This is a genomic window from Mangrovibacter phragmitis, assembly GCF_040429585.1.
GTDB lineage: Bacteria > Pseudomonadota > Gammaproteobacteria > Enterobacterales > Enterobacteriaceae > Mangrovibacter > Mangrovibacter phragmitis.
Map to the genome: position 1 here is coordinate 4,055,463 of NZ_CP134782.1, position 14,536 is coordinate 4,069,998.

A 14,536-nucleotide genomic window follows, 5' to 3' on the forward strand; every position below is an offset into this window, starting at 1 on the left:
GCCCTGTGTGACCCAGAGGATAAGTTTGAATATCGAAACACGCGAATTAACGCTGGAGCCAGCAGACAACCAACGGCTGTTGAGCTTATGTGGCCCGTTTGATGACAATATCAAACACCTGGAACGCCGGTTAGGTATCGAAATTAACCGCCGTGACAACCATTTTAAACTGACCGGCGGCAGCCTGGTTATCAATGCCGCAGCAGATATTCTGCGTCATCTGTATGTTGATACTGCCCCGGTACGCGGCCAGACGAAAGACATTGACCCCGAACATATTCACCTTGCGATAAAAGAGTTCCGGGTGCTGGAGCAGGCTGCAGAAAGTGTGCCGGAATATGGCAAAGCGGTTAATATCAAGACCAAACGCGGTGTCATCAAACCACGCACGCCAAACCAGGCGCAATATATTGCCCATATCCTTGATCATGATATTACCTTTGGTATTGGCCCTGCCGGTACTGGTAAAACCTACCTTGCTGTTGCTGCTGCAGTCGATGCCCTGGAGCGCCAGGAAATTCGCCGCATTCTGCTCACTCGTCCGGCAGTGGAAGCCGGTGAAAAACTGGGCTTCCTGCCAGGCGACCTGAGCCAGAAGGTCGACCCTTATTTACGGCCACTGTACGATGCGCTGTTTGAAATGCTGGGTTTTGAGCGGGTCGAAAAGCTTATGGAGCGCAACGTTATTGAAGTTGCCCCACTGGCTTACATGCGTGGGCGAACCCTCAATGATGCATTCATTATTCTTGATGAAAGCCAGAACACCACCATTGAGCAGATGAAAATGTTCCTGACACGTATTGGTTTTAACTCTAAAGCCGTGATTACCGGGGATGTCACCCAGATAGACTTACCACGCAATACCAAGTCTGGCCTGCGTCATGCCATTGAAGTGCTGTCTGAAGTTGATGAGATTAGTTTTAACTTCTTCCACAGTGAAGACGTAGTGCGCCACCCGGTGGTTGCACGCATTGTTAATGCTTATGAAGCATGGGAAGAAGCCGACCAGAAACGTAAGGCAGAACTAGCCGAAACACGTAAACGTGAAGCGCTTGCTGCCCAAAACAGCCTGCAGGAGCACAAATGAGCCAGGTGATAGTCGATCTCCAGTTAGCCTGTGAGAACAATCAGGGGCTGCCAGACGAAGCCGCCTTCCAGCGCTGGGCTGATGCAGCCATTCTGCAATTTCAGGAAGAAGCAGAAATCACTGTACGCCTGGTCGATGAAGCTGAAAGCCATGAGCTGAACCATACTTACCGTGGTAAAGACCGGCCAACCAACGTGCTCTCTTTTCCGTTTGAAGCCCCGCCGGGCATTGAAATGCCACTGCTGGGTGATCTGGTGATTTGCCGCCAGGTTGTCGAGCGCGAAGCTCAGGAGCAGGAAATCACTACCGAAGCGCACTGGGCGCATATGGTAGTACATGGTTGCCTGCACTTGCTGGGTTACGATCACATCGAAGATGATGAAGCCGAAGAGATGGAAAGTCTGGAAACAGAGATAATGCTTGCTCTTGGCTATGCTGACCCGTACATTTCCGAGAAAGAATAACGGTATTTTGCTGTTATTCTTAAATGTAAATGATTGCCGGCCGGGTGAGTTTGCTCCGGGCCGGTTGTTTTTCAACTGATACAGGAACCCAAAATCACCGCCATGAGCGACGATAATTCACACAGTAGCGACACACCTCACAGTAAAAAGGGGTTCTTTTCCCTGATCCTCAGCCAGCTTTTTCATGGCGAGCCCAAAAACCGGGATGAGCTGCTCGCGCTAATTCGTGATTCTGAACAAAATGAGCTTATCGACCAGGATACGCGCGATATGCTCGAAGGGGTAATGGACATCGCTGACCAGCGAGTTCGCGACATTATGATTCCCCGCTCACAAATGGTCACCCTCAAACGAAATCAACCTCTTGATGAATGTCTGGATGTCATTATTGAATCCGCGCACTCTCGTTTTCCGGTGATCAGTGAAGATAAAGATCACATTGAAGGGATTTTGATGGCGAAAGACTTGCTGCCTTTTATGCGCAGCGATGCTGAGCCATTTAGCATGGATAAAGTGTTACGGCCTGCGGTGGTGGTACCTGAGAGTAAACGTGTAGACCGTATGCTCAAAGAGTTTCGTTCTCAGCGTTACCACATGGCTATCGTTATTGATGAATTTGGCGGTGTTTCCGGCCTTGTTACTATTGAAGATATCCTTGAGCTGATTGTCGGCGAAATTGAAGACGAATACGACGAAGAAGAAGATATCGATTTTCGCCAGTTAAGCCGTCACACCTGGACGGTGCGCGCCCTGGCTTCGATTGAAGATTTTAACGACACCTTCAGCACGCAGTACAGTGACGAAGAAGTGGATACAATTGGCGGTCTGGTGATGCAGGCGTTTGGTCACCTGCCAGCCCGTGGCGAGACTATTGACATTGACGGTTACCAGTTCAAAGTTGCCATGGCTGACAGCCGCCGTATTATTCAGGTTCATGTCCGTATCCCGGATGACTCTCCGGCGCCTACAGTGGAAGAATAATTGATGGCACTCGCCTTTTTGTCTCGCCAGTGGCAACGACTGCTGCTGGCGTTACTTTTCGGGGCCTGCGGTACGCTGGCCTTTTCTCCTTATAATTTCTGGCCAGCAGCGATTATTTCGCTTACAGGTCTTCATTTACTCACACTGAACCGCCGCTCATGGCAAAGTGCTGCGATTGGTTTTGTCTGGGGTTTTGGCCTGTTTGGAACCGGGGTCAACTGGGTTTATGTCAGCATCGCTCAATTTGGTGGCATGCCAGGCCCGGTCAACATCTTCCTGGTTATCTTGCTGGCAGCCTGGTTATCCCTGTTCCCTGCTCTGTTCAGCGGCCTGCTCAACCGCCTGCTTCCGTCAACCACATTATGGCGGCTGGCTCTGGCGAGCCCGGCGCTCTGGCAAGTCACCGAGTTTCTGCGCGGTTGGGTGTTGACTGGTTTCCCGTGGCTGCAATTTGGCTACAGCCAGATAGACGGCCCGCTAAAAGGCCTTGCCCCGGTTTTTGGCGTGGAAGGCATTACCTTTTTACTGATGATGCTCACCGGTTTTCTGGCCTTCGCGATTGCGCAAAAAAGCTGGCGTTCATTGGTTGCAGCATGTGTGTTATTAGTGCTGCCATGGCCCCTGCGCTACATCATCTGGTATCAGGCACAACCTGAGCGGGCGGTTAATGTCGCACTGGTTCAGGGCAATATTCCCCAGTCAATGAAGTGGGATGAAAGCCAGTTGCTGCACAGCCTGCAAACCTATGTCGACCTCAGTTCGCCCTGGGTGGGGAAAGCGCGCCTGGTTATCTGGCCGGAATCGGCAATCAGTGATCTTGAAGTTAACCAGCAACGTTTTTTGCACCAACTGGATGATACTTATCAGGCGCATAATACCGCGCTGGTTACCGGTATTGTGGATGCACGCCTGAATAAACAAAACCGTTACGATACCTACAATACGGTGATTACGCTTGGGGAAGGCAACCCCTATAACTATTTTTCCCCCGACAGGTATAACAAGAACCATTTAGTTCCCTTTGGGGAGTTTGTCCCGCTGGAATCCATTTTACGCCCACTGGCACCGTTTTTTGATTTGCCCATGTCGTCATTCAGCCGCGGGCCTTATAAACAAAAGCCACTGGAAGCGAATGGTTACAAGCTTACCACCGCTATTTGCTATGAAATCATTCTTGGCGAACAGGTGCGTGACAACTTCCGCCCTGATACGGATTTTCTGCTGACCGTCTCAAATGATGCCTGGTTTGGTCATTCAATTGGTCCGTGGCAGCATTTCCAGATGGCCCGTATGCGGGCGCTGGAACTGGCTCGCCCACTTCTGAGAAGCACCAATAATGGCGTGACAGCTGTTGTCAAACCTGACGGCGATGTGCAGGCAATTATCCCGCAATTTACCCGCCAGGTTCTGGATGCCACTGTCACACCAACCCGCGGTCTGACACCTTACGCTCGTTTCGGCAACTGGGGGGTCTGGCTGCTTTCATTGCTGGCGGGTTTCGCCGTAGTGGTCTGGGGCCTGGGCCGCCGTAAACGCTGATCCCTTCCCGGCGCAGGCTCCGTTCTGCGCCGTTTTTTTATCCGCTTGTTATGCTGCTGTAACCTTTATTTTCCTTTCTGGCACGACCTTTGCTTAGATATTTCCAGAGGTAACAACTGTTTGCTGCTATAACAGTAAACATTAATACCAGGTTGCACCATCAGGGTTCCCAACCAGCACCACAAAGGTGCAATGGTTTCTTTTTGCCTCTATTTGGTGCGTGGTGTATCGCAAAAAATACATCCGCATTACGCAATTTGTTTACATTCGCCCGGATTGAATGTTAATAAATTGAGTGTATCTACATACTAATTTTAACAACACAACTACAAACTCACGACAATAGCCCGGGTGATTACACTACGGGCTGCAATAAAGGAGTTGGATATGCAATTAGCAAAACTGGCCACAGCACTGTTAGCCGCGGGTATTTGCGTTGGTGTGGCTCATGCAGCAGATGCACCCCAGTCCACACTGGACAAAATTAAAAGTAGCGGTGTGGTTGTGGTTGGTCATCGTGAATCTTCCGTACCATTCTCCTACTACAACAACGAACAGCAAGTGGTGGGTTACTCACAGGATTTTTCTAACGCCATTGTTGATGCCATCAAAACTAAACTCAACATGCCAAACCTGACTGTGAAGCTGATTCCTATCACTTCTCAAAACCGTATTCCATTGCTGCAAAATGGTACCTTCGATTTTGAATGTGGCTCCACCACAAACAACCTCGAACGCCAGAAACAGGTAGCATTCTCTGATACTATTTTTGTTATCGGCACACGCTTGCTGGTTAAAAAAGGCAGCCCAATCAAAGATTTTGAAGATCTGAAAGGGAAAAATGTCGTTGTCACTTCCGGTACAACCTCTGAAGTACTGTTGCATAAACTGAACGACGAGAAACACCTTGGTATGCGCATCATCAGCGCGAAAGACCATGGCGACTCTTTCCGCACCCTGGAAAGTGGCCGTGCCGTTGCTTTTATGATGGATGATGCGTTACTGGCAGGTGAACGCGCCAAAGCTAAAAAACCAGGCGACTGGGTGATTGTAGGGACTCCGCAATCCAAGGAAGCTTATGGCTGTATGCTGCGCAAAAACGATCCTGAGTTTAAAAAGCTGATGGATGACACCATCGCCAAAGCTGAAACCTCCGGTGAAGCAGAAAAATGGTTTGAGAAATGGTTCCGTAACCCGATTCCGCCGAAAAACCTCAACATGAACTTCGAACTGTCTGATGACATGAAAGCGTTGTTCAAAAACCCAAATGATAAAGCATTAAACTAATTACAACACAGAGGGGCGGGAAAACCTGCCCTAACGATTGACCACAGGGACCAGGACAGACTATACGCCGGATGGTCGTTCCCCATCGGGCGCGAAAAGAGGTCTCTCATCAATCTTGGGGGGTAGCGATGCTACCCTCATTTTTTTCGGAGTTGAAATATGTCTATAAACTGGGACTGGGGAATCTTTTTTCAGCCTGCCCCTTTCGGGAACACCACCTATCTGGGCTGGTTATGGAGCGGTTTTCAGGTCACTATCGCATTATCAGTTTGCGCCTGGATAATCGCTTTTCTCGTCGGTTCGTTCTTCGGGATTTTACGTACCGTACCGCATCGTGGCATTTCAGCGATTGGTACCTGTTATGTTGAGTTATTCCGTAATGTGCCGCTTATTGTGCAATTTTTTACCTGGTATCTGGTTGTACCGGAATTGCTGCCACAAAACATCGGCATGTGGTTTAAAGCGCAGTTGGATCCGAATATTCAGTTTTTCGTCTCTTCCATGCTGTGTCTGGGCCTGTTTACTGCCGCGCGTGTCTGCGAGCAAGTCAGGGCCGCCATTCAGTCTTTGCCGCGTGGGCAAAAAAACGCCGGGCTGGCAATGGGCCTGACCCTGCCGCAAACCTATCGTTATGTTCTGCTACCCAATGCATACCGCGTTATTGTTCCACCGATGACATCAGAAATGATGAACCTGGTTAAAAACTCAGCTATCGCATCCACCATAGGCCTGATGGACATGGCGGCGCAGGCAGGCAAACTGCTGGATTATTCTGCTCATGCGTGGGAATCATTCACCGCCATCACGCTGGCCTATGTGCTTATCAATGCCGTCATTATGGTGCTGATGAGCATTGTTGAACGTAAAGTGCGTTTGCCAGGTAATATGGGGAGCAAATAATGTATCAATTTGACTGGAGTTCTATTCCGCCTTCCCTGCCCTTTTTAGCAGATGGCATGATTCTGACTTTGAAAATCACCCTCACGGCGATTGTATTCGGTATTGTGTGGGGCACCTTGCTGGCGGTCATGCGCCTGTCCTCTTTTAAACCCCTGTCCTGGTTTGCCAAAGCCTATGTCAACGTATTCCGCTCAATTCCGCTGGTTATGGTGTTGCTGTGGTTTTACCTGATTGTACCGGGCTTCCTGCAACAGGTATTGGGCTTATCCCCGAAAACAGATATCCGCCTGGTGTCAGCATTAGTCGCGTTCTCCATGTTTGAGGCCGCCTATTACTCGGAAATTATCCGTGCGGGTATTCAGAGTATTTCCCGTGGGCAATCCAGTGCGTCACTGGCACTGGGAATGACCCACTGGCAGACCATGCAATTAGTTATTCTGCCCCAGGCATTCCGCGCTATGGTGCCTTTACTACTGACACAAGGCATTGTTCTGTTCCAGGACACATCGTTGGTGTATGTGCTCAGTCTGTCTGATTTTTTCCGCACTGCATCCACGATTGGAGAACGCGACGGCACCCAGGTTGAAATGGTGCTGTTTGCCGGTGCGGTCTATTTTGTAATAAGTCTCAGTGCCTCCTTGTTGGTCGGCTGGTTGAAGAAAAGGACTGTGTGATGATCTCCCTGAAAAATATTTCTAAATGGTACGGCCACTTTCAGGTACTGACCGATTGTTCGACTGAAGTGCAAAAAGGTGAAGTTGTGGTAGTGTGCGGCCCATCGGGTTCCGGTAAATCAACCCTGATTAAAACCGTAAATGGCCTGGAGCCTGTTCAGCAAGGTGAAATCATTGTCAATGGCACCAAAGTGAATGACAAAAAAACCAACCTGGCACAGTTACGCTCCCATGTGGGTATGGTATTCCAGCACTTTGAATTATTTCCGCACCTGTCGATTATCGATAACCTGACACTGGCGCAGGTGAAAGTGCTCAAGCGTGATAAAACTTCCGCACGGGCAAAAGGCCTGAAACTGTTAGAACGCGTCGGCCTGTCTGCTCACGCTAACAAGTATCCGGCACAATTATCTGGTGGCCAGCAGCAACGTGTGGCTATCGCCCGTGCGTTGTGTATGGACCCTGTCGCCATGCTGTTTGACGAACCAACCTCCGCACTGGATCCGGAAATGATCAACGAAGTGCTGGATGTTATGGTTGAACTGGCAAAAGAAGGTATGACGATGATGGTGGTAACTCATGAAATGGGCTTTGCCCGTAAAGTGGCAACCCGGGTCATCTTTATGGATGAAGGGAAAATTGTCGAGGACTCACCCAAAGAAGCGTTCTTTGCCAACCCTCAATCTGACCGGGCCAAAGACTTTCTGGCAAAAATCATTCACTAAATTGTGAAAAATCGTGCATTACATAACAGGCTGAAAGGTGACCCTTTCAGCCTCAGATTGATGAAAAAGAAGGAAAAAGCGTGGTTTTTCCTTCTTTTTAGTTAGCGGGCGAAAATCAATGAATTGATTTTCCTGTTTTTTTATTGGGTCACATCCTCTGGCACTGTGCAGGCATGAGGTTTGTCATCAGCCTCAGGGATTAAATGGCTGGCGATGAAACTGGTTATGCCCACATTTTGGGCAACGGGGCAATATATCCGGGGTATACACCGCCAGGTGATAATGGCAATGTTCGCACACCAGGTTACCCAGCCCCACCACCTCACCACTGTGGTAGACACCGTGACGGGTTAAATCCTCAAAGACTTCATGCCATTCCAGTTGCGTTTTATCAGTGATATCGGCAAGTTCCTGCCACAAACTCTCCTTAATCACGCGCATAAAAACACTGTCGTTGACTTCCTGCTGGCTTTCCTGATAACTCAGCGCAAACTCTTCCAAATCCCGGCGTACCGCACGCACCAGTTCATCCATCTCAGTACGCGTGAGTGCTCCCGACTCATTCATATGACGCCGGGCACTCGCCACCAGCGCGTCAATATCGCGCTCCCCATTACGTAAACGCTCACTCAAGGACGAAACAAGTTCACGGTAGTATTGCGCAACTTTACTCATGGCGCTGGCCTCCTGGACTTAACGTCTTCTAATAATAGACGTTATTCTGTCATGCCAGTGTTAGCCACCCCACAACCGCACCAAATATTTCTCACAGGTAACAGGGCAGGAAATCATTCTTACGGGCATGGAAGTGCTGTTTTGCCGCGCCCTAATCGGCTATGCTATGCCGATCTGAAAAAACACACACAGGCTACATTTGTAGCTTTCTATAGCACAGGACCACTCGCAGCCATGCAAGAGCAATACCGCCCGGAAGAGATAGAATCTAACGTTCAGCTTCACTGGCAAGAGAAGCGTACATTTGAAGTAACTGAAGACGAGAGCAAAGAGAAGTATTACTGCCTGTCGATGCTTCCTTATCCTTCTGGTCGACTACACATGGGTCATGTGCGCAACTACACCATTGGTGATGTGGTTGCCCGTTATCAGCGCATGCTGGGTAAAAACGTCCTGCAGCCAATTGGCTGGGATGCATTTGGTTTGCCCGCTGAAGGTGCTGCGGTAAAGAACAACACAGCACCGGCACCCTGGACTTACGACAACATCGAATACATGAAAAACCAGCTGAAAATGCTGGGTTTTGGTTATGACTGGAGCCGTGAACTGGCAACCTGCAAACCAGAATATTACCGTTGGGAACAGCAATTCTTCACCCAACTGTATAAAAAAGGTCTGGTTTACAAAAAAACCTCTGCGGTTAACTGGTGCCCGAACGACCAGACCGTACTGGCCAACGAACAAGTTATTGATGGTTGCTGCTGGCGTTGTGATACCAAAGTTGAGCGTAAAGAAATTCCACAGTGGTTTATTAAAATCACTGACTACGCTGAAGAATTGCTTAACGACCTGGATAAGCTGGACCACTGGCCAGATACCGTTAAGACCATGCAGCGTAACTGGATTGGGCGCTCAGAAGGTGTGGAAATTACCTTTGACGTTGAAAACAGCGACCAGAAGCTGACTGTCTACACCACCCGTCCGGATACCTTTATGGGGGTCACTTACCTTGCTGTTGCCGCAGGCCACCCACTGGCGCAACAGGCAGCACAAGGTAACGCAGCCATTACCGCCTTTATTGACGAATGCCGTAACACCAAAGTAGCCGAAGCCGACATGGCGACTATGGAGAAAAAAGGTATCGCAACGGGCATTAACGCCATCCATCCGCTGACCGGCGAAGCGGTTCCGGTGTGGGTTGCTAACTTTGTCCTGATGGAATACGGCACGGGCGCAGTAATGGCAGTCCCGGGGCATGATCAGCGTGACTGGGAATTCGCCAGCAAATATCACCTGGCCATCAAACCCGTCATTCTGGATGCCGAAGGCAATGCACCAGACCTGAGCAATGCAGCACATACCGAAAAAGGCGTGCTGTTTAACTCCGGTGAGTTTGATGGTCTGGACTTCCCGGCAGCATTTAACGCCATCGCCGACAGCCTGGCCGCAAAAGGGGTTGGCGAGCGTAAAGTTAACTACCGCCTGCGCGACTGGGGGGTTTCCCGCCAGCGTTACTGGGGTGCGCCAATTCCAATGGTGACACTGGAAGACGGTACCGTGCTCCCGACGCCTGAAGACCAGTTACCGGTTATCCTGCCAGAAGACGTGGTAATGGATGGCATCACCAGCCCGATTAAAGCCGATCCTGAGTGGGCAAAAACCACGGTAAACGGTCAGCCTGCACTGCGTGAAACGGATACTTTTGATACCTTTATGGAATCTTCATGGTATTACGCTCGCTACACCTGTGCGCAATACGACAAAGGCATGCTGGACGAAAAAGCCGCGAACTACTGGCTGCCGGTTGACCTGTATGTGGGAGGAATTGAGCACGCCATCATGCACCTGCTCTACTTCCGCTTCTTCCACAAACTGCTGCGCGATGCAGGTATGGTCACCTCTGATGAACCCGCCAAACAGTTGTTGTGCCAGGGTATGGTGCTGGCCGATGCCTTCTACTACACCGGTGTAAATGGCGAGCGTAACTGGGTATCTCCGGTTGACGCCATTACTGAACGTGATGAAAAAGGCCGTATTGTTAAAGCGACTGACAGCGCAGGCCATGACCTGGTTTACGCGGGCATGAGCAAAATGTCCAAGTCCAAAAACAACGGTATCGACCCGCAAGTCATGGTTGAGCGTTATGGTGCCGACACCGTGCGCCTGTTCATGATGTTTGCTTCCCCGGCAGAAATGACGCTGGAATGGCAGGAATCGGGTGTTGAAGGGGCTAACCGCTTCCTGAAACGTGTCTGGAAACTGGTGTTTGAGCATACAGAAAAAGGAGCAGTCGCTGCTCTGGATGAAGCTGCACTGTCAGAAGACCAGAAAGTACTGCGCCGTGAACTGCACAAAACCATTGCCAAAGTGACCGATGATATTGGCCGTCGTCAGACCTTTAATACCGCGATTGCGGCCATTATGGAACTGATGAACCGCCTGACCCGCGCTGCACAGGACACTGAGCAGGACCGTGCACTGATGCAGGAAGCTCTGATTGCAGTAGTACGCATGCTGTATCCGTTTACTCCGCATATCTGCTTCAACATGTGGCAGGCGCTGGGTGGTGAAGGTGATATCGATAACGCGCCATGGCCGGTTGCTGACGAGCAAGCCATGGTTGAAGACACCCGTCTGGTTGTGGTTCAGGTCAATGGTAAAGTCCGTGGCAAAATCACCGTCCCGGCAGATGCCAACCAGGATCAGGTTCAGGCTCGCGCGGCACAGGAACACCTGGTCGCAAAATACCTTGAAGGCGTAACCATCCGCAAAGTTATCTACGTGCCGGGTAAATTGCTCAACCTGGTTGTTGGTTAAACGCAGGAGGACATGTGAGATATTTGCTCACTATCATCTTAAGTATGGCGGTGCTGGTCACCGCCGGGTGTGGCTGGCACCTGCGGGGGTATTCCGCGGTGCCAACCAGTATGCACACATTGATTCTGAACTCGGGTGACCCGAATGGCCCGCTGACCCGTGCAGTACGCAACCAGTTACGTCTTAATAACGTGACGATTGTAGAGGCATCTTCTGCTCGCCAGGATATCCCATCCTTGCGCCTGGGCGGTGCGTTAATACATAAAGACACCGCGTCTATCTTTGAAAATGGGCAGACGGCGGAATACCAGATGGTAATGACAGTAAACGCAACCGTGTTGATGCCAGGGAACGATATTTACCCCATTTCAACCAAAGTCTATCGTTCATTCTTTGACAACCCGCTCACCGCACTGGCGAAAAGTGCTGAGCAGGACCTTATCATCAAAGAAATGTACGACAAGGCAGCCGAACAACTGGTGCGTAAACTAATGTCAGTGCAGACAAAAGCGCAGCAGAGAAGTGAAGAGAATGACACGCCTGCAACGCATTCTTCTGCAGTAACGTCTCCCCGCCAGTCGGCTACGCTGACTCCCGTGCCTGCACAGTAATGGTTAAGTTGTATCCGGAACAACTCAGTACGCAGCTCAATGATGGGCTGCGTACTGTTTGGTTATTATTGGGCAATGACCCTTTGTTATTGCAGGAAAGCCAGCAGGCTATTTTGGACGCAGCCAAAGCTCAGGGCTTCGATGAGCATTACAGTGTACAAATTGATGCCACAACAGACTGGCAGGACTTGTTCACTCGTTGCCAGTCTATGAGCCTGTTTTCCAGCCGCCAGTCTCTGGTTTTGCAGTTCCCGGAAAATGGCCCAAATGCCGCTATTAATGCGCAACTGGAAATCCTGGTTAGCCTGTTACATGAAGATTTATTACTGGTAATTCGTGGTAATAAACTCACCAAAGCGCAGGAAAATGCGGCCTGGTTTGCGGCAGTCAGTGCACAGGCGGCCCAGGTCACCTGCCAGACGCCCGAACAGGCGCAGCTCCCCCGCTGGCTTGCAGCCCGCGCCAGGCAGATGAAACTCTCCCTGGATGACGCGGCCAGTCAGTTACTCTGCTACTGTTATGAAGGTAACTTACTGGCCCTGGCTCAGGCACTTGACCGGCTTGCTTTACTCTGGCCTGATGGCAAACTGACGCTGCCCCGTGTTGAACAGGCTGTTAATGACGCCGCGCACTTTACTCCCTGGCACTGGGTAGATGCGTTGTTGGCGGGTAAGAGTAAACGCGCGTTACATATCCTGAACCAGCTCCAGCGAGAAGGTGATGAGCCGGTTATTCTGGTACGAACACTTCAGCGTGAATTGTTGCTGATGGTTAATCTGAAGCGCCAGTCATCCCAGGCACCACTGCGTACACTATTTGACCAAAACCGTGTATGGCAGAACCGCCGGGGGCTGCTGACTGAAGCACTGAACCGGCTACAGCCTGAACAGCTGTTTCAGGCTGTGAAGTTACTAAGCCAGACTGAGCTGACGCTTAAACAAGATTTTGGCCAGGATATTTGGCCGTCACTTGCAGCTTTGTCACTGTTACTCTGCCACGGCGCATTACCCGATACCTTTATTCATGGCTGATTCTTTATCTGAACTGATAGCACTCTATGGCGGCACCTTCGACCCGGTACATTACGGGCACATCAAGTCTGTCATCGCCATGGCAAAGGCGGCACAACTTAAGCAGGTTATCGTTCTGCCCAACAATGTGCCACCACACCGCCCACAACCTGATGCCAGTAGTGAACAACGCAAAACCATGGTGCAACTGGCGGTAGCAGGTAACCCACTGTTTACTGTGGATTGCCGTGAACTGGAGCGGGACACGCCTTCCTGGACTGTCGCCACGCTGGAAACCTTTCGCCGTGAATACGGCCCGGAACAACCCCTGGCATTTATTATTGGTCAGGATTCCCTGTTAACACTCCACAAGTGGTACCAGCACGAAAAAATTCTGTCGTTGTGCCACTTGTTAGTGTGCCGCCGCCCCGGATACCCATTAACCCTCCCGGAACCAGGCCGCCAGCAATGGCTGGAAGATAACCTGGTAACAGAGGCACACCTGCTCCACCAGTCACCTTGTGGCTCAATTTTCCTTGCCGATACACCGGAGTATGCCATTTCAGCAACAGAAATTCGTACCCGGCTTGCCAACAACAGCCCGTGTGATGATCTACTGCCAGACAGCGTACTGGACTACATCCGCCGCGAGCATTTATACCAAAGCTGACATCACCTGTTGCAGCGCATCCAGCAATGACTGGTTCGCTGCATGTGACTTCACCGCGACACGGTAGTAACGCGCATCAAGCCCTGGGTAGTTAGCGCAAGAACGAATTAACATCCCCGCCTGTTCCAACAGCGCCCACTGTAAATCCAGCTCAGGGACATCGCAGCGAAAAAACAAATAGTTTGCCTGCGGCTGCCATGCCTGAATGCCGGGCACCTTACTCAGCGCCTGATACAACCACTGATTCTCTCTACGCACCCACTGCCATGTCTCCTGCTGATACGCTGTTTCCTGTAACACCTGTTCACCCGCGATGGCCGCCAGGGTGTTAATACTCCAGGGAGCACGCTTTGCCCGCAGGGATGCCATCGACGCCGAGTGGCTACTTAGCGCATAACCCAGTCGCAACCCGGGAATGGCATAAAATTTTGTCATCGAACGCAATACCCACACCCACGGCATGTTCCCCAGCACAGGAATAAAACCAGGTTGTTGCGGGACAAAATCAAGGAAGGCTTCGTCAACAATTAACCAAATATGATTATCCCCACACTTGTGTGCGATGCGCTCCAGCAAAGGCCAGTCGGGCAGCAATCCGGTGGGGTTATTTGGCGTACATAAAAAAACACAATCAAGCTCCGGGGTTAACGCACTAAGAATACCGTCATCTAACTGCCAGCCAGCACTTTCCTGCAACCACCAGGTATGCACCTGGCACTTAGCCTGGGCTAATGCACGTTGATACTCAGCAAACCCGGGAGATACCACTAAAGCCTGTTTTGGCTCCAGGGTTTTCACCAGGTCAAAAATCAGCTCGGTTTCCCCATTACCTGCCTGTATCCAGGCTGGCGGAACTGCGTGATAAGCCGCCAGCGCCTGGTGCAGTGATTGATAGGCTACATCCGGATACTGCTCCAGTTTATCCAGTGACTCTGCCAGGCGCTGGCGCACCCCCAACGGCATCCCCAGTGGATTAATGTTGGCGCTAAAATCCAGAAGAGTATCCTCATCAACCCCCAAATATTGCGCAACCTCGCGTCGATTTCCGCCATGCTGACTGGTGAAACGGGACATGATTTTTCCTTTTATTAAAAGC

Annotated in this window: 14 protein-coding genes; 12 read left to right on the forward strand and 2 right to left on the reverse strand. The window is 50.7% G+C overall.

All coding sequences use genetic code 11. From position 1 onward, the window contains the following. Positions 1 to 25: 25 nt before the first annotated feature. From MPHASIOC01_RS19720 to MPHASIOC01_RS19755, 8 genes are all read left to right on the forward strand, one after another. Positions 26 to 1,087 carry a PhoH family protein gene (locus MPHASIOC01_RS19720; protein ID WP_064599657.1) on the forward strand — a complete coding sequence of 354 codons (1,062 nt, stop codon included), beginning with the start codon at positions 26 to 28 and terminating at the stop codon, positions 1,085 to 1,087. Next, positions 1,084 to 1,551: an rRNA maturation RNase YbeY gene (gene ybeY / locus MPHASIOC01_RS19725; RefSeq protein ID WP_064599655.1), complete on the forward strand. Its 468-nt coding sequence runs from the start codon at positions 1,084 to 1,086 to the stop codon at positions 1,549 to 1,551. The genes MPHASIOC01_RS19720 and ybeY overlap by 4 nt, the downstream gene beginning before the upstream one ends. A gap of 102 nt (positions 1,552 to 1,653) precedes the next feature. Continuing rightward, the gene (corC, locus tag MPHASIOC01_RS19730; protein ID WP_064599652.1) at positions 1,654 to 2,532 is read left to right on the forward strand and encodes a CNNM family magnesium/cobalt transport protein CorC; all 879 of its coding nucleotides are present in this window, start codon (positions 1,654 to 1,656) and stop codon (positions 2,530 to 2,532) included. A 3-nt stretch (positions 2,533 to 2,535) separates the two neighbouring features. Next, a complete protein-coding gene (lnt, locus tag MPHASIOC01_RS19735) occupies positions 2,536 to 4,071 on the forward strand; it encodes an apolipoprotein N-acyltransferase (RefSeq protein ID WP_064599650.1) in 1,536 nt (511 codons plus the stop codon). Positions 4,072 to 4,458: 387 nt separating this feature from the next. Continuing rightward, entirely contained in the window at positions 4,459 to 5,358 is a 900-nt protein-coding gene (locus tag MPHASIOC01_RS19740; RefSeq protein ID WP_064599649.1) for a glutamate/aspartate ABC transporter substrate-binding protein, read from the forward strand. A 159-nt stretch (positions 5,359 to 5,517) separates the two neighbouring features. Beyond that, positions 5,518 to 6,258, forward strand: a complete 741-nt coding sequence (locus MPHASIOC01_RS19745) for an amino acid ABC transporter permease (RefSeq protein ID WP_064599648.1) — start codon at positions 5,518 to 5,520, stop codon at positions 6,256 to 6,258. Next, positions 6,258 to 6,932 (forward strand): glutamate/aspartate ABC transporter permease GltK, encoded by a 675-nt coding sequence (gene gltK / locus MPHASIOC01_RS19750; protein WP_064599647.1) that lies wholly within the window; start codon positions 6,258 to 6,260, stop codon positions 6,930 to 6,932. Before MPHASIOC01_RS19745 ends, gltK begins: the two co-directional genes overlap by 1 nt. Continuing rightward, entirely contained in the window at positions 6,932 to 7,657 is a 726-nt protein-coding gene (locus MPHASIOC01_RS19755) for an amino acid ABC transporter ATP-binding protein (protein WP_353613107.1), read from the forward strand. The genes gltK and MPHASIOC01_RS19755 overlap by 1 nt, the downstream gene beginning before the upstream one ends. A 192-nt stretch (positions 7,658 to 7,849) precedes the next feature. Here MPHASIOC01_RS19755 and MPHASIOC01_RS19760 read toward each other — a convergent pair whose 3' ends face one another. Continuing rightward, positions 7,850 to 8,332: a zinc ribbon-containing protein gene (locus MPHASIOC01_RS19760; RefSeq protein WP_064599643.1), complete on the reverse strand. Its 483-nt coding sequence runs from the start codon at positions 8,330 to 8,332 to the stop codon at positions 7,850 to 7,852. Positions 8,333 to 8,566: 234 nt separating this feature from the next. Between MPHASIOC01_RS19760 and leuS the strand changes: the two genes are divergently transcribed. From leuS to nadD, 4 genes are read left to right on the forward strand one after another with little or no spacing between them, the layout of a single operon-like run. Beyond that, positions 8,567 to 11,149, forward strand: coding sequence for a leucine--tRNA ligase (gene leuS / locus MPHASIOC01_RS19765; RefSeq protein WP_064599641.1), 2,583 nt, complete (start codon positions 8,567 to 8,569; stop codon positions 11,147 to 11,149). A 14-nt stretch (positions 11,150 to 11,163) separates the two neighbouring features. Continuing rightward, positions 11,164 to 11,760, forward strand: coding sequence for an LPS assembly lipoprotein LptE (gene lptE / locus MPHASIOC01_RS19770; protein ID WP_353613108.1), 597 nt, complete (start codon positions 11,164 to 11,166; stop codon positions 11,758 to 11,760). Next, positions 11,760 to 12,791 (forward strand): DNA polymerase III subunit delta, encoded by a 1,032-nt coding sequence (gene holA, locus MPHASIOC01_RS19775; protein WP_353613109.1) that lies wholly within the window; start codon positions 11,760 to 11,762, stop codon positions 12,789 to 12,791. The genes lptE and holA overlap by 1 nt, the downstream gene beginning before the upstream one ends. Continuing rightward, positions 12,784 to 13,440 carry a nicotinate-nucleotide adenylyltransferase gene (gene nadD, locus MPHASIOC01_RS19780; protein ID WP_064599636.1) on the forward strand — a complete coding sequence of 219 codons (657 nt, stop codon included), beginning with the start codon at positions 12,784 to 12,786 and terminating at the stop codon, positions 13,438 to 13,440. Before holA ends, nadD begins: the two co-directional genes overlap by 8 nt. Here nadD and cobD read toward each other — a convergent pair. Continuing rightward, positions 13,426 to 14,514, reverse strand: coding sequence for a threonine-phosphate decarboxylase CobD (gene cobD / locus MPHASIOC01_RS19785; RefSeq protein ID WP_353613110.1), 1,089 nt, complete (start codon positions 14,512 to 14,514; stop codon positions 13,426 to 13,428). The genes nadD and cobD overlap by 15 nt on opposite strands. Positions 14,515 to 14,536: the final 22 nt, after the last annotated feature.